The sequence below is a fragment of the Bacteroides sp. D55t1_190419_B8 genome (assembly GCF_015558905.1).
GTDB classification, from domain to species: Bacteria; Bacteroidota; Bacteroidia; order Bacteroidales; family Bacteroidaceae; genus Bacteroides; species Bacteroides vicugnae.
In genome coordinates this window covers 82,898-107,239 of record NZ_JADMOU010000013.1, presented here as the reverse complement: position 1 = coordinate 107,239, position 24,342 = coordinate 82,898, and the positions used below count along the sequence as shown (strand labels likewise).

Below are 24,342 nucleotides of genomic sequence, written 5' to 3'. Positions count from 1 at the left end.
AATCCTATGCTAAATATACTCCAATACTATAAGTACAATGAAATGTAAAAAAGGTTTACTCAAACTACTTCTAGCATTTTCGATGCTTCTTCATGTCCAAGTTTCCTCTGCCTATAATTTACACCAATACTCCAATAAAAACGGATTATCCAATAGTGCAGTTTTGTCCATTTGTCAGGAACAGAATGGAATGATATGGATAGGGACTTGTGAAGGACTGAATATTTTCGATGGTACCTCTATTCATGAATATACTCCAATCAATAGAAACCAGACCCTGTCGGGCAACCTGATAAATAAAATCATCGAAACCGAGAAAGGAGTCATATGGGTAGAGACACCTTATGGGCTAGACCGGCTGAACACTCAAGAACAAACGATCCAAAGCTTCAGGGAATTTAAGGATGTTCGTTTGGCCGCAAGCCAGACAAATGATGTTTTCATATTGAAAGAGAACGGAAGTATTTATTATTATCAGAAAAAAGAAAAACAAGTGAAGCCACTGATAATTCAGGCACTTAATCCAAATCATATCTTAGGAATGACTATAGATAACAATAACAGGTTATGGTTATTTGCTTCTAACGGTAATACGCAAAGTTATCAAATAGAAAGAAGCGGTGATGAAATCAAGTTAATTCCACATACGATTTTCAAGAATAATATCGAACTACGATGGGCCTTTTCTGATAAAGACCAGGCTTTTTTTATTGACGATTCCCTCTCTCTTTATGAATACAACTTCCAAAACCAAAGATTATATTATGTCTTTGATTTAGCGGACGAAATAACAAAACGCGGAGATATCTCCTCTATTGTCAAGTCACAGAATGATTTCTATATCGGATTCAAAAGCAGCGGTTTAGTAAAACTTACCTACCTGCCTGACCAGAAAAATAAATACCAACTGGAAAACATTGCCATCCAATCCGGTATTTTCTGCCTGGTAAAAGATAAATATCAAGATATTATCTGGATTGGAACAGATGGACAAGGACTGTATATGTACTTTAATGACACATTTACAATCACTAACACAGCATTGGACACTCCGACTTATCAAGTAAACCATCCTGTACGGGCACTATTCTACGACGAAGAATCGACTTTATGGGTGGGAACAAAAGGAGGAGGTATTCTACGCTTCCCCAACTATATCCCCCACACACAACACTCGTCTCCTTTTGAGCGATTATTTGCCGGCAATACTCTATTGGGAAATAACTCTGTATATTGCTTTGCTCCCAGCCGATGGAAAAGAATATGGATTGGCACGGAAAATGGTATAGACTACTATTCTTACAAAGAAAAGAAGATTCGTAATTTTCCGGTCACTGCCAGCGGAAAACCTGTGAGATATATACATTCTATCAATGAAATAAACGACAGTACATTGTGGATTGCCACAGTGGGAGAAGGCATTATAAAGGTCTCTTTTTCGACAGACGGAACAAATCCGGTCGTAAAGGAAGCCAAACGGATAGTAATGAACGAAGGACGGGCAAACTCCAACTATTTCTTTACCTCTTATCAGGAAAACGATTCGACAATCTGGTTTGGTAATCGCGGATATGGAGCCTACCGACTTAATACCCTGACTGAAGAGATCACGCCATACTACATGGAGAATGCCCCAAGTCAAACCATTAATGATATTTTTGCCATCCATAAAAACTCCCAAGGATACTGGTTAGGCACTAGTGCAGGACTACTGCATTATCAATCCGGCAAGTATCAGCTTTATAATGATACAGATATTTTCCCCAGTAAAACAATCCACGGGATTCTGGAAGATCAACAAATGAACCTTTGGCTTAGTACAAACCAGGGATTAGTTCGTTTTGACCCGACAAAGAAGAACTTTCAGATATATCAACAACAGGGAATGCTTGCTGTCAGAGAATTCAGTGATGGTGCTTTCTTTAAAGACCCATGTACCGGCACACTCTTTTTTGGGGGAACGAACGGGTTTGTTACAATCAGTATCAATCAATACCAACCCAAACTTCACTCTCCCGCTATTCAGTTTACCGATTTGTCCATATTCGGAACTGAATACAATATTCACAATTTCATGGACACACATAGCCAGCCGGAAGCTCTTACCTTAAATTATAATCAGAATTTCTTCTGTATTTCTTTCAATGCGATTGATTTTATCCATGGCAACAATTATACATATTCCTATAAAATAGAAGAACTAAGTAATCATTGGATAAAAAACGGTAAATCCAATCAAGCCATCTTCTCCAATTTAGCTCCGGGGAAATATACCTTGCTCGTAAAATACAAAAACAATATTACAGGTCAAGAAAGTGATATTCAATCACTCATCATACACATCACTCCCCCGTGGTATATGACAGGATGGGCATATACGGGATACATTCTCTTAATCATTAACATAGCTATATGGCTGATTTTCCTGGGTATTAAACGATACCGAAAGAAACAGAATGCAATACTGGAGCGTTTAACTCTTCAGAAGAAAGAAGAAATCTACGAGTCCAAACTTCGTTTCTTCACCAATATCACTCATGAGTTTTGCACCCCGCTCACATTGATTTATGGTCCTTGCGAGAAAATTCTATCTCATGCCAATACCGACCCATATATTCAGAAATACGGGCAAATCATTCTACAGAATGCAAAGAAGCTCAATGAATTAATCCTTGAGCTGATTGAATTCAGACGACTTGAAACCGGTCACAAGCAACTTAGCATCATCCGTTTATCTGCGTCTGAAAATATACAGAACATGGCTGCCTCATTTAATGAACTGGCAGAAAGTAGAAATATAAACTACCAGTTAAAAATAACGCAAAATATCGACTGGAATAGTGATTTAAGCTGCTTGAACAAGATTGTAAACAATTTGCTCTCAAATGCATTTAAATATACACCGGATAATGGCTCCATTGTTATAGAACTTAAGGTAGAACAGGAACAGCTCTATATTTCGGTTTCTAATTCCGGAAAAGGAATTGCCAAAGAAAATCTGGATAAGATATTCGACCGATATAAGATTCTGGATAACTTTGAAACTTCCAGTATCTACTCACGAAGCGGATTGGGACTGGCCATATGCCATAGTATGACAAAGCTCCTTTCCGGCAATATCGAAGTGACAAGCATTCCGAACGAAATCACGACTTTCACAGTCACTCTGCCCAATCTCCCACTGTCTGAAGAACATGTGGAATACCAGCCCAATGATCTGACACAAAATCCGGCATTTGAATCCCTGTCTGTACCCGGACAGGCATCTTTACCATTCGATGCCAATAAACAAACGGTCATGATTATTGATGATGACACTTCAATGTTGTGGTTTATATCCGAACTTTTTGCAGATACGTATAATGTACTTTCTTTCAACAATGCCGAAGATGCTTTGAAACAACTAGAGATAAAGCAACCTGATTTGATTATATCCGACGTAATGATGCCGGATATAGACGGTATTCTATTTACTCAAAAAGTGAAAGAAAACAAAGTATGGTGTCATATACCTCTCATCCTGCTATCTGCCCGCCATCAGTCTGAAGAGCAAATTAAAGGAATAGAGGCGGGAGCTGAAGCCTACATAACGAAACCTTTTAATAGTAACTATCTCAAAAAGATTGTCCAAAGACTAATACAGAGGGAAGAAGACTTAAAGAACTATTATAGTTCTATTGCCAGTTCTTTCCAGCTGGATGATGGCCGCTTCCTGCATAAAGAAGACAAACAGTTCTTTGACAACATGATGGAGATTATCAACAGCAATATCGCCAATCCCAATCTGTCAGTAGAAACACTTAGTAGCGAACTTAAATGTGGTGTCCGACAGTTCTATCGCAAACTGAAACAGATTACGGACAAAACGCCGGCAGATATTATTCGGGAATACCGACTGGAGACTGCCAAGCAATTGCTCTTCTCTTCAAATTTCTCTATTGATGAAATTATGGATAAAACGGGATTCAATAATCGAAGTACCTTCTACAAACTATTCTCACAGAAATTCGGATTACCACCCCGGCAATATAGAGAAGAAAATAAGAACCAATTCAAAGAAAAGATTCAAGATAAAAATAAAAGTCAGGGAGAGTAATTAAAAAATATGTTGGACATGAAATCTTTGACGACTATTATTATCATTGTAATTTATAGTCTGGATTTATGAATTTAAGGCTGCTATATTCAGAACATAGATATACAAGGATGTTATTTTATGGATGTAATATTACAATACTTATTATTTACTTTGTATTTCCACTTTTCACTTTCTTCACGGAAAGATAAGTTTCTATCCGATAGCCATTTCCTGTGAATCAAAACCGGAGAGTACTAGTTTCACAGTTCTTCACAGCCTTCACTGTGAAATAAAACGATAGTCATGTATATGGATGACTGTAGTCAGCTATTCAGCCGACTACAGTTGTCTTACAGGTCAATTGCAGTCGGCTTATAAGACAACTATAGTCGACTATCTATTGATAAATGCTAAACAAATGAGAAAGAGACGACTTATCTGCATTAAGAAAGGACATTTTTATCGAAGAAGCATGACGTCAATGATATCGCTTGACAACATACAATATCGGGAAATTTGTATCCGGTGAAGAGTGTGAAGGGCTGTGAAAAAGCAAGCAGTGCTGTTCATTCACAGGAGATATCTGAAAATAAACGGTTTAGCATGATGTGAAAAAGGTGAATAGAAGAATAAGACTGAACATTGTACTTATCCGCATAATCTACATTACAGAAGATAAATCCCGGACCGATGTAAAGACATCGGTCCGGGATTTACTGTTTTCCATTAACGTTTTAGTTTCAATTCCAGTACATGTTCTCCCGCTTCTAGTTTTACTACACGTTCTCCCTCCACATTGTCGGGTGCATAAAAGGTAGCAGTGCTATTTGCAGGGACAGTTACCTGATAGACAATACGGTTCTTTTTGCGTTCCCATTTTGAACAGATTTCACCATAAGGCGATTGATGTCTGGCTTCGAACTGATTTAGTCCACTAGGGAAATTAGGGCGAAGGAGGATATGTTTGAATCCGGGATTTTCGGGGTCAGGGAAGATTCCGCCCAATCCTTTATAAAACCACCCGCCAATTTCACCAAACATCATATGATTGTCTGAAATGTCGCGCGTTGCATTCAAATCCCAGTTCTCCAGCAAGGTGGTAGCACCATTGGCAATCCAACAGCCCCATGATGGATAAGTATCTTGTACGGCTAATTTATAAGCCGTTTCGGCTTCACCGTTCTCACTCAACGCATTCAATATAGCTTTTGCTCCCAACACACCTACATCCAAATGAAAACCGGCTGCCTCTACCTGTTTTGCAAGATTCCTGGCCACTTTCCTCTTCAGTTCTTCGGGAACAATCCCCCATTGCAAGGGAACGCTCTGTTCTGTCTGGACTCCGCTACCATAAATACCCGTTTCTCTATTCAAGAATTTATCATTAATCGCATTCTTTATCTTGTCGGCAAGGGCAGAATAATACTCGTAATCTTCCGTTTTATTAAACATCTTTGCGGCATTGGCAAGTATCTTGGTATCCACGTAGAAATAGACAGAAGAAGTCAGTTCCTTGGAAGAATGGGATTTAACAGGCACCCAGTCTCCTCTTCCCCACGAGGTTAATCCGGTTGGACTAGTACGATCCACATAGTCTACATACCGTTTGATGTTCTCATAACAGTCCGCCAATAGTTTACTATCACCGTAAAACATATAAATATTCCATGGAATGATGGCGATGGTACTCGTCCAGTCCAGCCCATTATCCGTGCCATATCCCCAGCCTCCTGTAGGGATAATGTCAGGTAATACGCCATTGGGCTGTTGCTCGTCTCTGTGGTCGGCAAGCCATTTCTCGTAGACAGTGATACCGTCATAATTGTACAATGCCGTTTCAATAGCAAAGTGACCGTCGCCCGTCCATCCGTTTTTCTCACGCTGGGGACAGTCGGTAGGATAACCCATTAAGTTGGATAAATAAGCATTATTCGTAGCCCACCAAAGACGGTTGATAAGTGCATTCGAAGTATGAATCGTCCCTTTCTGCGGAACATCACTATGCACAAAGTAGGCAGTCAGACTATTTTCATTCAGTACAATGGGGTTATTGCTTGTTACTTCCACGTATCTGAAACCTTTATAATTGAATCGTGCCATAAACTCATCCTCTCCTTTCCCGCTCAAAACCAGCATATCCGTTTGGAAAGGATCGGAGTTGTCTACCGGGCGGTGATACACATCAATATTTGACGTATTCACTCGTCCGTTGTCATACAACCGCTCGCCATGTTTCAACCTCACGACAGTTCCTTCTTCTCCGGATACTTTGATGCGGGTGACACCTGCCATATTACGGGCAAAATCAAATACATACGTTGTGTCATTGAGCTTTTTCCATGTCTTTACAGGAATTGTTTCTACCGCACGGATCGGCTGCACTTGTTGAGACACTACATTTAGTGAAGGAACAGCCCTATATCCTACCCCACTCCATTGGGAATCATCAAAGTCCGCTGTGTTCCAACCTTTTTGCTCCAGGCGGGCGTCGTAATGTTCGGCTGTATAAATACTATTGAAGACTAATGCCCCCGATGAAGTTTTCCAGTCGCGCTCTGTAGAAACCACTTCAACGGAACCGTCTTCATACGTAATCCGCACATCCATACAGAAAGCAGGGCGGTTGCGCCACGGTGCACGGTGGAAATCCCACACAGCCATCGACTGATGATTATACCATCCATTACCCAGCAATACACCAATCGCATTCCGTCCCTTCTGTATTTGAGGGGTAACGTCATAAGTTACGTAGAAATTACGTCTGTCGAACCGGGTATATAGCGGGTCCAGTCTATGATTTCCTATTTTCTCGCCATTGATGTACAGTTCATACAAACCTGCCACGGCAATGTATGCCCTTGCTGACCGGACACTCTTCTTTGCATCAAACACTTTCCGGAAATAAGGTGCAGGTTGATAATTAATATCCCTGTTATCCCCAATCCAGGCGCCCTGCCAGTTCTCCATCCCCATCATTCCGGTTTCAAAACAATTGATATCCGAAGAAGATTGGATTCCATCCTGATCCCATACATTCACTTTCCAATAATACTTGGTGAATGGGGTGAGGCCCTCGCCCGAATAAGTAATTAGAATCTCTTCAGTATTCTTTTTGCCTGAATCCCAAGTATCTCCTTTTCCGGCAACAAGTTGAAGAGAGTCTTTACCCACCATGACTTGATAAGCTGTTTGTCGTGCCCCTCTCCGGGTATCATTCAACATCCATGATAACCGGGGAGCAGGATTATCCACTCCCAGAGGATTCACTAAATAATCGCAAGCCAAATTCACGGGTTTGCAATTGCCCGGTACCTGCACCTGCGAAAATGTTGTTTGCAACATTAAAAAGAGTAGCCCCGATACTAATGTCAATCGTTTCATTTTATTCAAAAATTAGTCTGTATTTTCTTTCCGTCTCATAAAGAGCATATTGCGCGCTAATTTACGAAAAATATCGCATAGGGAAGTTATTTTGCTGCAATACTCTTACTTTATCAGTTTATAGGAAATGAATCGGAACGGTACACTTACCTCAAAAAAAGCTATATCTTTGCGACCCGAAATATACTTGACTATGAATAAAGTGAATGGTTTGCTATATGGGCTGCTTTCATCGGCCTCTTTTGGACTTATCCCTCTATTTACCATTCCTGCCATGCAAGCGGGAATGCAATTTGAATCGATACTTTTCTATCGGTTCCTGTTTGCCTGTCTGGCAATGGGAGGGATTTTATTGATGAACGGACAGTCATTTCGTATCAAACGACAGGACATTCCTTCGCTGTTTTTTCTTTCACTTCTTTATTTAATGTCCGCAGTATTCTTATTTTGGGGATATAAATTTATGGCCAGCGGAGTTGCCACCACTATTCATTTCATGTATCCGGTGCTTACCACGCTAATCATGATGCTCTTTTTTAAAGAAAAGAAGTCCGGCTGGCGGATCGCTGCCATTGCGTCCGCAGTAGCAGGAGTCTATTTCTTATCCGGCGGAAACACAGAAACGGGGGGCTTTTCTTTCATGGGTCTTTTCATTGTCCTGCTGTCGGCACTCGGATATGCACTTTATCTCGTTACAATGAGCCAACTAAAGATCGGACAGATAAAAGGCTTACTGCTTACTTTCTACGTATTCCTTTTCGGGAGTATTCTTCTTTTTATCGGAACGGAATCTATCAGCCAACTTCAACCCATCAGCGAATGGCATACTGCCGGCAACTTGATCCTACTGGCCTTAATCCCCACCGTAGTTTCTAACCTCGCTTTAGTAAGAGCCGTAAAAAGCATCGGCTCCACACTCACTTCCGTATTGGGAGCCATGGAGCCGGTAACTGCTGTATGCGTTGGAATCTTTCTTTTCGGAGAAGCCTTCACCACAAGCATCGGTGTAGGCATTGCACTGATTATTGCCGCCGTGATCGTTATTATATTAAAACGATAAAAGAGAGGGGGAAAAATGCACTGCCCCCATTACTTGATTTACCGGGCAATGTTCAACTCCTGAACAAGATTCCCCGCCTTACCGTATTTCTCCATAATAAAAAGCATATACCGCACGTCCACTCCGATACACCGCTGCAAATCAGGCTCGAATACGATATCGCTACTCATTGCTTCCCAGTTGCCATCGAAAGCCAACCCCAGCAATTCTCCTTTAGCATTGAACATGGCACTGCCGGAATTACCTCCTGTTATATCATTGTTGGAGATAAAGCAAACATTCATATCCCCCTGTTCATTGGCATATCTTCCGAAATCACCGGAGGAAAGCAGATTTAACAACTCCGGCTGGACAGCAAAGTCAATATCACCGGCATGTTCCTTCACTTTCTCAAAGATGCCTTTCACGGTTGTATAATAATCATAAGTAGCTCCATCAAAGGGAGTATATCCTCCAACCGTTCCGAAACTAAGCCGCATGGTAGAGTTGGCATCCGGATAGAAATTACGTTCGGCATACATACGGCGCATGGCAGCATTGAATAAACGCTCCCCCTGCTCTATCTGCTCGGAAGCCTCGGAAATGCTCTGATTCATCTCATAATACTTCACGATCAGATCCAGACTCAAGGAAACAGCAGGATCCTCTATGAGATTGTACGTAGTATCTCGCTCCAGAAAGCGTTTCAAGCCCTTAGGAGACGTTATATTGGAAGTCGCATACAAAGAATCTACATAGGTCTGAATATTCCCGTTGTAGAACGTATCTATCTTCTCATACATAGCAGGCAGAAACTTTTTATCCACTTTCGACTGATACTCTTTAAGCATGGCAGCAAAAACCTCCTTATCAATGGAAAGATCGAGATTATCATATTTCTCCAGTAACTTTTTCATGCGAGTTATCACTAGCTTCTCTTCCGCCTCAAAGTCGAAATTGAGAATTTCAAGAGCAAGCTGCACCAACTCGGGACCATTGATAAACGATTCACCGAAATAAGCTAACGCACGATTGGTTTCCCGACGATTGCTATAACTCAACTCTAAAGAAGAGAATAAACGAATCAGTTTCTCTCTCTCTTCCGGATGAGACTGAATCCAGTTACGAAGCGCTGCTTCAGCCACCCGTTTCTTTTCCAACACTTTCAAATGCTTGATGGCTTTATTCGTTCCGATGCTATTTTTCCAATAATTGGAGCTTTCATCGTATTTTGAAGCATACTTAATGCGAATATCCGGACGCCGGTCCATCTCCCGTTTCCAGATGGTTTGTTTCACTCCCCGTACATCAATCATTGCCTGATTGATTCCATTCATCATCTCTTCGATACCATACGAGGAAAGGTAACGTTCCGTACTGCCCGGATAGCCAAGCGTCATGCAGAAAGAACCTTCTTTGTATCCATCCAAAGAAATAGGTGCTACATATTCGGGATGATAGGGGACGTTTTCAGGAGAATAATCCGCCGGACCATTCTTGGCATCAGCATAGATACGGAATACACTGAAATCACCCGTATGACGCGGCCACATCCAATTATCCGTATCCCATCCGAACTTCCCGACAGAAGAAGGAGGTGCAAAAACCAGACGGACATCGTTATAATCACGATAAACAGAAAGCCAGAATTCATTCCCTGCATAATAAGCATCTACAATGCCAGTCAATGTAGAATCCTTTTCGGAGACTTCCATACTGATTACATTCATAATCGAATCAACAGCCACACGGCGCTCTGTTTCCGTTTTAGCATGCCGGGCGGCAGACAATACCCGTTTGGTAACGTCTTCCGTACGAAGCAGGAAACGAACATACAATTCCGGATTCGGCAATTCTTCCTCAAGACTACGTGCAAAGAATCCATCTTTCAGATAATCATGTTCCACTGAAGAATGTTGCTGAATACTGCTGAAACCACAATGATGATTGGTAAACACCAGACCGTCTTCGGAAACTACCACTCCCGAACAGAAACCTCCGAAGCTGACAACAGCATCTGCCAGACATGGCTTCTTCGGATTATATATTTTATTTACAGGCATCTGCAAACCAAGTTCTTTCATTACCCGGTCAGTCTGTTTATTCTTTCGGAGATTTCCCAACAGCCACATTCCCTCATCGGCAAACACATTCGACAGACAGAGAGAAAAGACTATCAAGACGGTTAGTCTGAACTTCATATTATTATTTTTAGATTCATTATTCTGTAATCAGCCTCAACTTCTTCGTTCCTACGCGGGCTTTCAGCCATTCGCTGATTTTCTCTTTTTCGGCAACAGACGGATGTCTGGCGAATTTAAGGACAGCCAATGTTACCGTATCCGTCTTCATCGAATCGACCCGTACTTCGAGCGAGTGAGCGATGGAGAGTGTAGTGATGGAAGGATAAAGCACCTTCAGTTCGGGCACTAATGTACGACTCATAGCATCGTACGTTCTGTATTGCTCCAGCGTTGTCTCCAGTTGGGAAATTTTCACCGCCTGTTGTTGAAGCCGTTGCTCACTGTTTTTATAGAAGTCTTCCATGACCATGGCACGGATAGAAGATACATCTACCGCCTCATTGTTCATTCCCTGTAATACAACCAGTTTCGTATCTTCCAGCTTATACTCTTTCAACTTGCTACGGGCAATAGATATCGAAGCGTCAGGCACTTCAGGACCAATCAAAACAACCCGTACTTCTTTATGTTCATAGCTGATTTTCTTATCAAGTACCTGCGTATTCTCAAAGCTCAACTGATCGTTTATAAAACGATTGGCTGCTGCTTCATAGAAAGTGCTCTTTATAATTCCAAATGTCAGATAAACTGCAGGGCACATGGTAAGTACCACAATCAAAACAATGTATTTACGTACAGTCTTCTCACGGGTTTTATCCACAAATTCCTTTCGTTGGAAATGCATCACACGAACTCCGAGGAAAGTAGCCAGACTGATAAAAACAGAGTTGATGAAATAAAGATAAAAAGCTCCCAGGAAATAAATAAGATTGCCGGAAGCCAACCCGTAACCTGCCGTACAAAGTGGTGGCATCAATGCGGTAGCAATGGCAACGCCCGGAATCACATTTCCTTTTTCCTTGGTAGAGAGAGCTACGACACCTGCCAATCCACCAAAAAGTGCGATGAATACATCATAAATAGTGGGCGATGTGCGTGCCAGCAACTCTGACTGTGAACCGGCAATAGGAGCAAGAAGGAAAAAGATGGTTGCCGTAGTCACACTGAAAGCGGTCGTTATGAGAAAGCTCTTCAAAGAGCGTTTCATTAATTCAAAATCATTTAGTCCGACAGACAATCCTACTCCCATAATAGGTCCCATCAATGGAGAAATCAACATGGCACCGATAATAACGGCAGTGGAGTTCACATTCAATCCGAGTGATGCCATGAATATGGCAAAGATCAGAATCCATAAATTGGCACCTTTGAACTCTACCCCCTTACGGATAGAATCTACTGTAGCCAGTTCGTTATCCTTATCTTTTTTCAAGTCCAGATATTCTCCCAGAAAGGACTTGATAGCAAACTTATTACGTTCATCTGTCTTCATAGTTATTTCTTCTTTATAAATCGATTAATAACAGGAATCTGACTCAATGGTAAATCCTTTTTGATAATATAGGCTATAAATAGCAATAAGAGTACGGTACGGAAAGCGAGACGGAGCACTATATTAGGGATAGGAACCTGCTCTCCAATAACGTAAAGTACCGCTGCCAGCAGAACATAAAGTCCGAGGCTCTTCAAATCATAATGAATCGGGTATTCTTTCTGTCCTATCCAATAGGATAGCAACAAGATGACTGCATAGCCTGCAACAGAAGCCCATGCCGAAGCAAGATAACCGTAAACCGGCACAAACAGAATGTTCAATACGACAATAATAACACAACCAATCACCGAGAAGTAGGCTCCCCAATAGGTCTTATCCGTCAGTTTATACCAAAAGGAAAGGTTGAAATAGATCCCTTTACAGATCTCTGCAAGCATTACAATGGCTACTACCCCCAGGCCTTCCCAGTAACCTCTTGCCACCAGATAACGCAATAAGTCGAGATAAAACATGACAGCAAGGAAAGCCAGCAAGGAAAATATAAGAAAATACTTCATCGCAGCGGCATACATCTTCCGGTTGTCTCCTTCGCGGTCTTTGCCAAAGACAAACGGTTCGTAAGCATAACGGAAAGCTTGCGTAAACATTGCCATTACCATCGCAATCTTACTGGTTGCCGCATAGATACCCAATTGCACCAACCCCTCCTGCCGGTCTTCAAAAAGAAACGGATATATCATCTTATCCACAGTCTGGTTTAGAATACCTACCAAGCCTAAGATTAATACCGGGAAAGAATATACGACCATTCGTTTCAACAATACCCGGTCTAATTTATAAGCAAAACCTGTCAGTTCCGGGATGAAGAAGAACATCTGAACAACTGAGATAATCAGGTTGCTAATAAAGATATATCCCACTAAATAATCCGGATCATAAAACCAGGAGACAGTTGACGGACAATGTACATTCAGCCACGGGCACACCAGTAGGAAAAATAAATTCAAACCGATGCCACCAACGATAGAGAGCAGTTTGATAGCAGCAAACTTGATGGGCCGTTTTTTATACCTTAAATAAGCAAAAGGGATGCATTGGAAAGAGTCTAAAGCTACCACAACAGCCATCATCGCTATGAACTCCGGATGATCGCCATAATCCAGTAAATTGGAAATAGGTTGCAGGAATAACAGGCAAAGGAAAACAAAAATCAAAGATACCCCTCCTACCGATAACAAGGAGTTGGCATATACTTTCATCGGGTCTTCTCCCGATTTATTGGCAAAACGGAAGAATCCCGTTTCCATACCGAACGTAAGCAATACAAGCATCAGGGCTGTAAACGCATATACGTTTGATACCACTCCATAACCTCCGGTGGAAGCCGGCAATACCGCTGTGTACAAAGGCACCAGCATGTAGTTAAGGAACCGTCCGACAATACTACTCAACCCATAAATTGCAGTATCTTTAGCTAATGATTTTAGTCCAGCCATGTTTTATTAGTGATTATCATTCAGATTGGCTTAACGTTGCCTCTTTTGTTTGAACAACCAATCCATAAATCCGGGATAATTGAAAGCCGGATTCCAGCTTCCATGATTACAACCGGGAAATTCAATATATTCCACATCTGCACCGGCAGCTTTCAGTGCTTTATACGCTTCACGAGAACCTTTCACCGGAACTACATCATCCGCATCTCCATGGAAGATACGAAACTTCACATCCTTGGCAACTGACAGCCGGCTCGGATTGACTGTACCGCAAATAGGAACTGCAGCTGCAAAAATCTCCGGATAACGCACTACTAAATCATACGTTCCCATCGCTCCCATTGAAAGACCGATAATATAAACCCGTTGTGTATCCACTTCGGGCATTACCAGATAAGAATCAAGCAACTGTTTAAGCGTTTGCAATATAGGACTGATCTCCTGTCCCACTGGCATTTCTGTAGGGATAAGCGACTTCGGACGTCCTGTATAAGCCCAGTAACCGTCTGTCGGACACTGTGGAATTAGAACGAAAGCGGGATACTTTTCTTGATTGACCGGATTAAGAAACATCTGTCCACCATGAGTCAACTGTTTCTCATTATCATTTCCCCGTTCGCCGGCTCCATGCAGAAACAGTACGAGCGGATACTTTTCACCGGGCTTCACCGATTCGGGATGAATCATCCGATAAGGTAAAGAGTCTCCTTCAGAAGAGACAAAAATATCCCTCCCATATTCCTGTTGAGCCGATAAAGAGAGGCTCAAAAAGAGAAAAACAAGTAAAGTAGTCCATTGCTTCATCATCCAACTACGCTTTATAAAGTTCTTTAATTCCGTTTTTATCAGTCATTAAACAGCGTTTTCTGGCTGTTATAAAGACTCCTTCCCAAATGTTTATAGGCAAGTTCAGTCACTTCACGTCCACGGGGAGTACGCTTCATGAATCCTTCTTTTATCAGGAAAGGTTCGTAAACTTCCTCAATGGTTCCCGCATCTTCTCCCAAAGCCGTAGCAATGGTAGTGATACCTACCGGGCCACCTTTAAACTTGTCTATAATAGTGCAAAGTATCTTGTTGTCTATCTCATCCAGACCGTATTTATCGATATTCAGTGCTTCCAATGCAAACTGGGCAATCTCCGTATCGATAGAGCCGGAGCCTTTCACCTGCGCAAAGTCACGTACCCGACGGAGCAAGGCATTGGCAATACGAGGCGTTCCGCGGCTACGGGAAGCAATCTCCGATGCCGCGCGTACCGAACAAGGCACATCCAGTATGGATGCAGAACGACGGATGATATTGCTCAAAACGTCGTCATCATAGTACTCCAAATGAAGATTAATGCCAAAACGTGCACGAAGCGGAGCTGTCAGCAAACCACTACGGGTGGTTGCGCCAACCAGCGTGAAAGGATTTAAATCTATCTGAATACTACGGGCCGAAGGTCCCTTATCAATCATAATATCGATGCGGTAATCTTCCATGGCCGAATAAAGATATTCCTCCACTACAGGCGACAACCGATGAATTTCATCGATAAAAAGTACATCATTCGGTTCGAGACTGGTTAACACTCCTGCCAGATCACCCGGTTTATCGAGTACCGGACCGGAAGTCACTTTAAAGCCAACTCCCAATTCGTTGGCGATAATGTTCGAAAGAGTTGTTTTTCCTAATCCGGGAGGGCCGTGCAACAGCACATGGTCAAGTGCTTCGCCACGCAGACGTGCCGCCTTCACAAAAATGCGAAGGTTTTCCACCACCTTGTCCTGCCCGCTAAAGTCTTCAAAGCTTAACGGACGGAGTGCATTCTCGAAATCCCGTTCTTTTGAAGTAAGCTGATGTTCGCGTATGTTAAAATCTTCCTGTTCCATTTATTTCTTGAAAGTAGGAGACAAAGATAGAGATTTACATTCATTTTCAGTATAAGAAAGACGAAGATTTAGTTTATTTGAAACGTAATAACTACTTTTGCACTATCTATATACACGTTATCAACTATGGTTCTAAATTACATTTGGATAGGATTCTTCGTCATTGCCTTTATCATCGCTCTTATAAAAGTGATTTTTCTGGGAGATACGGAGATATTTACGGCTATCATGAACTCTACATTCGACTCCTCCAAAACGGCATTCGAGATATCACTGGGACTTACGGGTGTACTAGCTCTTTGGTTGGGTATCATGAAGATCGGAGAGAACAGCGGATTGATTAATACACTGGCGCGCTTTCTAAGTCCGGTGCTATGCCGTTTGTTTCCGGACATTCCTAAAGGACATCCGGTGTTGGGCTCCATCTTTATGAATATGTCCGCCAATATGCTCGGTTTGGACAATGCCGCCACTCCGCTGGGACTGAAAGCAATGAAAGAGCTGCAGGAACTAAATCCGAAAAAAGACACGGCTTCCAACCCGATGATTATGTTTTTGGTGATTAATACCTCCGGCCTCATCATTATTCCGATAAGTATCATGGTGTATCGTGCGCAAATGGGGGCTGCACAGCCTACGGATGTATTCATTCCTATTCTGATAAGTACTTTCATTTCGACTCTAGTAGGAGTTATAGCAGTCAGCATCACTCAAAAGATAAACTTAATCAATAAGCCTATTCTCATTTTAATGGGCATTATCTGTCTTTTCTTTTCGGGATTGATTTATCTGTTTCTAAGTGTATCGCGGGAGGATATGGGTACTTATTCTACACTGATAGCGAATATCCTGCTGTTCAGTGTCATCATCCTGTTTATTTTAACGGGAGTCAGAAAGAAAATCAATGTATACGATTCTTTTGTGGAAGGAGCCAAAGAAGGATTTACGACGGCTGTACGCATCATTCCTTATCTGGTTGCTTTCTTGGTAGGAATTGCAGTGTTCCGCACTTCGGGAGCAATGGATTTTCTGGTGGGAGGTATCGGCTATATAGTAGGCCTATGTGGGGTTGACACGAGCTTTGTCGGGGCTTTACCTACTGCACTGATGAAATCACTTAGTGGCAGCGGCGCAAACGGCCTGATGATCGATACGATGAAAGAATTAGGACCGGATTCTTTTGTTGGGCGTATGAGCTGTGTTGTACGCGGAGCTTCAGATACTACATTCTACATTCTGGCCGTTTATTTCGGCAGTGTGGGAATCACCAAAACTCGTAATGCGGTAACCTGCGGCCTGATTGCAGACTCTTCGGGTATCATAGCCGCTATCTTAATCAGTTATTTATTTTTCTTTTAAATCATAACATTCAATTATGGCTGTAACTTATCAAACAGAAGGCGTAAAAATGCCTGATATCAAGAAACGTGAGACTACGGAATGGATAAAAGCCGTAGCAGCTTCTTACGGAAAAAGACTCGGTGAAATCGCTTATATCTTCTGCTCGGACGAAAAGATTCTGGAGGTAAACCGTCAATATCTGCAACATGACTACTACACGGATATCATTACTTTCGATTATTGTGAAGGCGATCGTTTATCAGGAGACTTATTCATTAGCCTGGACACAATACGCACTAATGCGGAGCAATTTGGCGCTTCTTATGACGACGAACTGCACCGTGTCATTATCCACGGGATTCTTCATCTCTGCGGTATTAACGATAAAGGACCCGGAGAACGGGAAATTATGGAAGCTGCGGAAAACAAAGCATTAGCTATGCGACAAGTGTAAGCAAGCCTCGATAGCAAACGATTTCAAAAAGTTTTCGATTTATTAAAACATACACTGTAACGTACACTATAACAAAGGCGCCCCATCGTAATCACTACGGTGGGGCGCTTCATTAGCAACACGATGCTAATATTAAATTATTTAAGAGAGAGAAATTTATTATTTTATCTCTACCGCTTTGTTTATGCGATAGATTAAAAGATCATAATGTGAACGATCAGCCTCAGGCATAGTCGAAATACTCTTTTCCAACATCTCTTTCGTACGCATCAACAGATCAAAATAATATGCAGCAACTTTCGTCTGATTCGTATAAATAGGCGGAACAGATGAAAAACCACTTATTTCTTCAGGAGCCTGCAAAGAGCACAAATGATGCTCTACATTCTCTCCTTCACGTAAAGCCGTCAGATTAATTTCCGATTTCCGTGTATCTGCAAATGACGCCTTTGAAGCCTTAAAGCTACCAATAGGTGCAGTTACCGTAGAGGTGGCAATGATACTTTCCAGAAAAGCTGTCTGCAGAGCTTTCTCAACATTCTCCAACGGACGATGTTTCAGAGTTCCTTTCCATACTACATTATAAATGTCATCCAAATATTCGGAAGCCGTATAAGCTGTTTCCGGGAAACGTTCCGTACACACTTCGATATAAGGCAAACGATTAAAGATATTCTTGAAAATATTCAAACGCATCATATCGGCCTTTTTATCAGCAATTGTAAAATCTGTAGCACGAGCCGTACTCTCTATCCAGTCCAGTTCTTTTGCCAGGCGAAGAACCCTATTCAATGCTGCCTTTTGCTTCTCGCGGTCTACCATCGAGTAACTCGGAATCACATCTTTTTCACGAATATCGTTAAGATAAATACCACCGACATACGAAAGAACCGCATATACACGACTGTTCAATCGATCACAAAGTGCTGAATATACCCGCTTCCGCATTGTCATATCTCTGTCTCCTTCTAAGAACCAAGTATAATAATTCTCACAACCGGTACGGATATTGGAAAGCATATAATCAAATGACTTCAAATGATCGTCTCCCAAACCGCCACGACTATTACGCGGATCCGAATCGAAACGGGGCTGACTACGTATATAAGCATAATGAGGATCTCCTGTGCGTTGACGAATCCAGCTATCCAACGTCACTTTCTCTTCTTGTAATGAAGAAGCATAAATAGGTTGGTACAGATATTTAATAACCAACTCATCATACGGTCCAGGGTTCGTATTAACTAAACGTACTCCCTTCCGGACATCATCTGCCGTAGCTACATCATTAATCACTACCCCACCCATAACAGAAGAAGCCAAACCATACTTTTGTGTAAAGCTAGCAGAACGCAAAGAGTCTACCGGATAAGCAACAGAAGCTCCCCAGTTCGCAGAAAGTCCCAGCCCTGTTCCTACCGCCTGGGCAATAGCAGCCTGAATCAGCTCACCTTGTACCTCTTGTGGGAAAATGACAGTACGGACACGAGGATCGGTTGCTACAGTTGCCGCAATACGGTCTATATACTGTACACTGATCAGGTTTGCATTAATCAAAATAGAAGCATTCAAGATCTCACCGGTACGAGCATCAGAGTGAAGAGTTGTTTGTGCAGTATTCATCCATGAAGCAGAATAACGGATGGTCATGCAGTCCAAACTGTGTGCATTAAACAAAGTGTCATTTTCAGGAAACTCCTTCACACAAATCACATTCTTAAAACCAATCTTTTCAAAAGCTTTATTCCAAGATTCCGCTCCAGCTTTAACATAAGGATGCCATTTGACGGGTAGTAAGCTATCAATATAGAATACTAATTGTTTCTTCGGTTCCACCAGTTCACCCCGACGATAAGCAGCAGAATCCGAAGGCTCAATCCGCCAACGTTTTGCATAGCGTATATTCTTCACCTCTTGTCCAGCTCCGACAAAATCACTTTTCAACTGTGTGGTCAATCCAAGACGTGAATCAGCCAGGCGAGGAGTCATCGGCTCTTCGGGCAAAACGCATAACATTTTATTTACTACAGCCGTCAACGGAACATTCTCATACATGCTATAAGCTCCCATCAAGGTATGATTCACCTTATATGCCAATTCCTCACGAACGGTAATATTATCTCCGGAAGCAGAAACGCCTAAAATAGACGATTTATCAGATTCTAATGAGTGGTCGCGAGACACAAAACCATAATAGCCGTTAGCAGAAGTCGACGGAAAAGGTTTGGTAAAAGCCGAACCTTCCAAGAATAAGCTTTTCATATTCACCACAAGAGCCGAACTATCCGGCGTACACGCCAACACTTTAAAGCTCTTGAAGATGCCCGGATTATGTGAATTATTCAGCGCACGGGCGATATCAGAATCACCACTCGTATTGACAGGTTTGCTCAACAAAGGCATACGTGCCACGACTGTAGAATCGATCATCTCAAAACGCAGACGTACATCTGTTCCTCCCAACTGTCCCGGTGCACCTTCTCCCCCATCACTTGTATTCTCAATGGAAGATGTGAACAACAGCTCACGACCCAACATCGCAACCGGAAACTCCACATATATCTTGTCTTCCACCTTATGAATAGTCATCAACCCATGAGCTGTCTGTACTTTCTTATTCTTAAAAAGCTTCTGATAAGGTGTCAGCACTTCTTTCTTTTCCTCTTTTTTCTTCTTTTTAAAAGGCCATATCGCATTTCCGTCTTGTGACAGGCAACACATAAAAAGAAGCAATAAACAAAGTATCTTACTATATCTATTTCTCATACTTCCTATCATTTTAATGCCTGGTCAATTTTGTACAACAATAAGCGATAATGGCGTTGCGTATCAGCAGAGCCGGTAGAAGCACTTGCTGCAACCAAGCTGCGGATTTTCTTCAGTTCACCGAAATAAACGTGTTCCATCGGTTCCAACGGAGCCTTTAAATCAACATCATCTTCAAAACCGCTAATTTCCTCCAGACGAGCTGCTTGCATCTCAGCATGCTTATTATTAAAACATCCCATAAACTCTTCCGAGATAATGCCGAAACGCTCACGCGAAGCAGCCTTCAACCATTCAGGAATTTCAATAATACCATACATATCCGTAATGCCTTTACGAGTCGCATTTTTAGCAACTCCAGTTACAGATCCTTCTATCAATTTTGTCAAATAATTCATCTGCAAACGCATCTCCGTATCTGTCAAAGTTTTACCAGCACGTGTTGGTGCCCATACAAAACGTTCGATATCTGCCAGATATTCTTTTTGAGTATAAGGAGCGGATGTTGCCTTGTTCGAGCAGATAGAAACAGCACCACAACGGGATAAAATACCATCAATAATCGCATTCTCCATTTGCATAGCTACAGAAGTACGAATAGGGAACTCTTTCAAGGTCTCATCCGCCTCCAACCAAGAAAGATCCTTCAACTCATTCAGCAAAAAATTCAATGCTTTTCTCTGTTGTTCTTTCGACACAGTCTGATAACTCGGACGTTGATCGCCATCATAACGCTCATTCAGGTAAATACCTCCGATATCTGCTAACACGAAGCTTAAATAGCGTACATATCCGTAGACAATCTCATCATATAAAGCAGTACGGAACTCAAAATCCTTATCTTTGTCTGCTACCCATTCATTAATATGTTTCAGGATATATTGCAGATTACGACGTCCATACTCTGAAGCTTTCACAGGATCATCCCCTAAATCTTCTTCTACGGAACTCGGGTCAAAGCGACGTTTAAACTGCTGCTTACCATAACGAAACTTAGGATCACCCGATTTCTCACTGATCCATTTGTCCAGTATAGGAATTTCTTCTTCAGATGTTTTCGCTTCAAATATCGGTTTATACAACCAAGAGATCGCATAATAATCATAAGCACCAAGTTCAGGAGGTGTCATACGTACTCCTTTCTCCTTATCACCCGGCTGTGCTATATAGTTGTTACGTGCATAATCCATGATAGAATAGGTTGTTCCATATTCCTGAGTAAACTTCGGATCACGCAACGACTCTACAGGAATGGAAGAAGAACCCGCCATATTGTGCATCAGGGACAAAGTATGCCCTACTTCATGAGAAAGTACGTAAGCGATACAGTCTCCCAATAAATCTTCACGCAACACTACATCACGAACATCCTTATCTGCCGGTGCAGTTTGCAAGAAACGCCAGTATTGAACCAACTGCACAATATTATGATATACCGTTACTGATGCGTTTATAATCTCTCCCGAGCGAGGGTCAATCCAAGAAGGTCCCATTGCGTTAGCTACTGTAGAAGGGGCATAACGGATACAAGAATATTTGATGTTTTCCGGATCAAAGTTAGGATCGTCTTTAGGAAAATCCTTTGCTATAATCGCATTCTTAAAGCCAATCTTCTCAAATGCTTTCTGCCATACCTCAACTCCTTTATGGATATATTTATTCCAACTCAACGGAAATGCATCATCAATATAGAAAATAATAGGTTTTTTAGGCTCTACCAACTCTCCACGCAGATATGCGGCAGAATCCGATGGTTCCAGATTCCAACGATGAGCAATATGGCGAGTACGCAATCCGCGTCCTTCGGAAGCAAACTCAACAATAGAGTGTTCGAAAATACCAATACGCGGATCGGCATAACGATGACGCATCGGCTTTTCCGGCAACAAGATAAAGCTACGGTTCATCACAGCCGAGAAAGGCATGTTTTTTACTGCATAACTTCCTTTAGCTCCTACACTTACTTTATAAGTCAGCAAGGAACGAACACTGATATTGTCTTCGAAGCCTTTGATGCCTTGTATAAAAGAACTTTCCTTTTCAAAATTCTTATCAACGCTCCCTCCCATCATTTCTATCAATGAATAAGGAGAGAAAGGAGAAAGCATTTTCTTATCACTCAACAGATAGCTGGTCATATCAAATACAACCGCGGTACTGTCATTATTGTAAGCCTTTATCTCAAAAGTTTCGGCGATAGCCGGCATTGTACTACTCTGCAAACGTTTTTTAATCTCACGATCGTCCGAGCATTGTCCTGCCTGCACACGACGCAATGTAATCGTTGAATCACGCTGCACGAAACGAATCAAGAAAGGATCACCAGACTTCTCTCCTACACATCCAAACTGATTGTCCGTTGTTTCTGCAATTGTAGATCCCAACAGGATATCACGATTGAGCACTTTGAGCGGCAACTCAAAATAAACTTTGTTATCAAACTGATGAAGAGTGATGAAACCTTTTGCCGTCGTGACTTTCTTACCCTTAAACAGCTTATCATACTTGGTTTCTTTTTTCTCTTTCTTTTTTGTCGTAGCTTCTGTTGAAGCTTTTTTCTTGCTTTTCTTCTTGGCCACAGCGGGAGTAATCATAGCCCCGCATAATGCAACCAAAAGAAGTAAATAGATTTTTTTGTACATTACTATATATTTCCTTTAAGTGTTTTCCTTTTTCATATTTGACAATTTTACCAGGAATCACGAGTTGCCTTCCGTTTGAAAAGCACTTGCACAATTTTGCCTAAACTTTCTTGTTTAAACAACACTTTTTTATCACTATCCCCATTTTTAATCACCTCTTCTAATACCGACTTACTTAAATCCAGCACATAAAAGTCTCCATTTTCCAATCCTACTCCAGCGTGTCCTTCGTATGCACCACCTCCGGTGTCAATTCCTGTTATCGGTGCGTTAAATGTAGCAAACTTTACCATTTTTTTACCTGCATCGCCTTCAAAATAGTATAAATAAAGGATATTATCGCTACTAAATAACAAGTATGGACGATCTGTTTGTTGATAATAGCAAAGTGAATATACGTTTTTCTTACCTGCACCTATCAATCCGTCAAAAGGGACTTCATCTTGACTATTAAAATAAGCACCTGGAGGATAAGAACCACCTGTATAATCATCCACCTCAAAATCTTGAATATAGTATTTTCCTCCTTTCTCTATAACAGATTTATAACTTAAAGAACCACCCCAATCATAAGGAGATTCTGCAACGCCAATATAATGTACTACACACCCCTCCATATTGTCAAAACGTTCATCCCAAGCTTCTAAAGCAAGTACATTACCTGAATAATTCTTTTCTGTCATGCCACCTCCAATTACAAAAACTTCAGTTTTCAGGTCAGCTATATGTAAATAACGATTAGAATTCTTATCAAATAACAAAGTTCCTCCATGCGTATAAAACTCAGGCGTCTTGGCTATCATAGTTCCATCTACAGGATTGCCTTCATAAAGTAAAGGTCTGTCATCCAAAAAATAATTAGTATTAAATAACTCGTACACATCCTTTACGCGAGTATAAATTTTACCATCCTTCCCTATAGCCATTGAAAGATAGATCATATCATATACACTTTGCGGTTCAAATCCTTGCGGATAACTGGCATTAATGAACATAGCCGGCAATGTTCCTTCTATTTGGTATGAGCTACCGGATACATCCACACAGCCTTGACCTCCTTGTTGAGTAATCCACAACCAGCTTGTATTATCTTCCCCTTCCCATTGAGTAACAAAATGTTGCTCCATAGATAGCGGTTTTCCACCCAACGATGCCCCTTCATTAGAAAGACCAAATACATCTTTAGTAACATCCAATGTGTATTTCCGATCTTCCTCATTTTCTGCTTCCGTACGAGTGGGACGCATATAAGTCAACATCGTTGTCCCATCTTCTTTGGCCGACAAAACCACCCAAGCACTCGAAGCATATGGAGAAATAACCGATATCAATGCTGTACCGAAATAAGTCACACCAGTAATTTCATCCTTTACAGCCAAACGCAAATCCTTATATTGTCCCGGATCGTCCACAATCCAATTCAAATTTCGTTCTGTAGATATCTCCTTCCCACCGAAAGTCCACGAGTAGGTTAATTCATTCGATTCCTTTCCAACTGCGAACTCCAAGTTGGGAGTTATTTCCAATTTATCTCCCATCACGTATTCATTGTTTTCCAATGGGATGTGTATCGTGATATCATTCATCTGCCGATAATCATAGTTTCCCTTATCCTCATAACAAGCCGAGAATAGGCAACATGATAAAATCACCGCTACAAACATTAATTTTATCTTAATCATTTTCGTC

General features: G+C 41.6%; 13 protein-coding genes. 4 read left to right on the top strand and 9 right to left on the bottom strand.

Going from position 1 to position 24,342, the window contains the following annotated elements:
- Window positions 1-37: 37 nt before the first annotated feature.
- On the top strand, window positions 38-4,096 hold the full coding sequence (locus I2I13_RS13325) for a hybrid sensor histidine kinase/response regulator transcription factor (RefSeq protein ID WP_195649683.1): 4,059 nt from the start codon (window positions 38-40) through the stop codon (window positions 4,094-4,096).
- A gap of 708 nt (window positions 4,097-4,804) precedes the next feature.
- Here I2I13_RS13325 and I2I13_RS13320 read toward each other — a convergent pair.
- Window positions 4,805-7,459, bottom strand: a complete 2,655-nt coding sequence (locus I2I13_RS13320; protein ID WP_195649682.1) for a glycoside hydrolase family 78 protein — start codon at window positions 7,457-7,459, stop codon at window positions 4,805-4,807.
- A gap of 193 nt (window positions 7,460-7,652) precedes the next feature.
- On the opposite strand from I2I13_RS13320, the gene I2I13_RS13315 reads away from it, so the two are divergent.
- A complete protein-coding gene (locus I2I13_RS13315) occupies window positions 7,653-8,519 on the top strand; it encodes a DMT family transporter (RefSeq protein ID WP_195649681.1) in 867 nt (288 codons plus the stop codon).
- A 38-nt stretch (window positions 8,520-8,557) separates the two neighbouring features.
- On the opposite strand, the gene I2I13_RS13310 is transcribed toward I2I13_RS13315, so the two are convergent.
- The 5 genes from I2I13_RS13310 to ruvB are packed head-to-tail and all read right to left on the bottom strand — an operon-like array spanning window position 8,558 to window position 15,450.
- Window positions 8,558-10,699 carry a S46 family peptidase gene (locus I2I13_RS13310; RefSeq protein ID WP_195649680.1) on the bottom strand — a complete coding sequence of 714 codons (2,142 nt, stop codon included), beginning with the start codon at window positions 10,697-10,699 and terminating at the stop codon, window positions 8,558-8,560.
- Window positions 10,700-10,718: 19 nt separating this feature from the next.
- Complete coding sequence (locus tag I2I13_RS13305; RefSeq protein ID WP_195649679.1) at window positions 10,719-12,074, bottom strand: TIGR00341 family protein; 1,356 nt, start codon at window positions 12,072-12,074, stop codon at window positions 10,719-10,721.
- A 2-nt stretch (window positions 12,075-12,076) separates the two neighbouring features.
- On the bottom strand, window positions 12,077-13,573 hold the full coding sequence (locus tag I2I13_RS13300) for an oligosaccharide flippase family protein (protein WP_195649678.1): 1,497 nt from the start codon (window positions 13,571-13,573) through the stop codon (window positions 12,077-12,079).
- A 30-nt stretch (window positions 13,574-13,603) separates the two neighbouring features.
- Window positions 13,604-14,380 (bottom strand): dienelactone hydrolase family protein, encoded by a 777-nt coding sequence (locus tag I2I13_RS13295; protein WP_195649677.1) that lies wholly within the window; start codon window positions 14,378-14,380, stop codon window positions 13,604-13,606.
- Between the two features lie 38 nt (window positions 14,381-14,418).
- Window positions 14,419-15,450 (bottom strand): Holliday junction branch migration DNA helicase RuvB, encoded by a 1,032-nt coding sequence (gene ruvB, locus I2I13_RS13290; RefSeq protein WP_148367853.1) that lies wholly within the window; start codon window positions 15,448-15,450, stop codon window positions 14,419-14,421.
- Between the two features lie 126 nt (window positions 15,451-15,576).
- Between ruvB and I2I13_RS13285 the strand changes: the two genes are divergently transcribed.
- Together I2I13_RS13285 and ybeY are read left to right on the top strand one after the other, a co-directional pair.
- Window positions 15,577-16,809 carry a nucleoside recognition domain-containing protein gene (locus I2I13_RS13285; RefSeq protein ID WP_195649676.1) on the top strand — a complete coding sequence of 411 codons (1,233 nt, stop codon included), beginning with the start codon at window positions 15,577-15,579 and terminating at the stop codon, window positions 16,807-16,809.
- Window positions 16,810-16,825: 16 nt separating this feature from the next.
- Entirely contained in the window at window positions 16,826-17,245 is a 420-nt protein-coding gene (ybeY, locus tag I2I13_RS13280) for an rRNA maturation RNase YbeY (RefSeq protein ID WP_007762844.1), read from the top strand.
- Window positions 17,246-17,404: 159 nt separating this feature from the next.
- Here the strand turns inward: ybeY and I2I13_RS13275 are convergent, their stop codons facing one another.
- From I2I13_RS13275 to I2I13_RS13265, 3 genes are all read right to left on the bottom strand, one after another.
- Window positions 17,405-20,011, bottom strand: coding sequence for a zinc-dependent metalloprotease (locus tag I2I13_RS13275; RefSeq protein WP_195649675.1), 2,607 nt, complete (start codon window positions 20,009-20,011; stop codon window positions 17,405-17,407).
- A gap of 8 nt (window positions 20,012-20,019) precedes the next feature.
- Window positions 20,020-22,605 carry a zinc-dependent metalloprotease gene (locus I2I13_RS13270; RefSeq protein WP_195649700.1) on the bottom strand — a complete coding sequence of 862 codons (2,586 nt, stop codon included), beginning with the start codon at window positions 22,603-22,605 and terminating at the stop codon, window positions 20,020-20,022.
- A 95-nt stretch (window positions 22,606-22,700) separates the two neighbouring features.
- Window positions 22,701-24,335 (bottom strand): PKD-like family lipoprotein, encoded by a 1,635-nt coding sequence (locus tag I2I13_RS13265; RefSeq protein ID WP_229128634.1) that lies wholly within the window; start codon window positions 24,333-24,335, stop codon window positions 22,701-22,703.
- Window positions 24,336-24,342 lie beyond the last annotated feature (7 nt).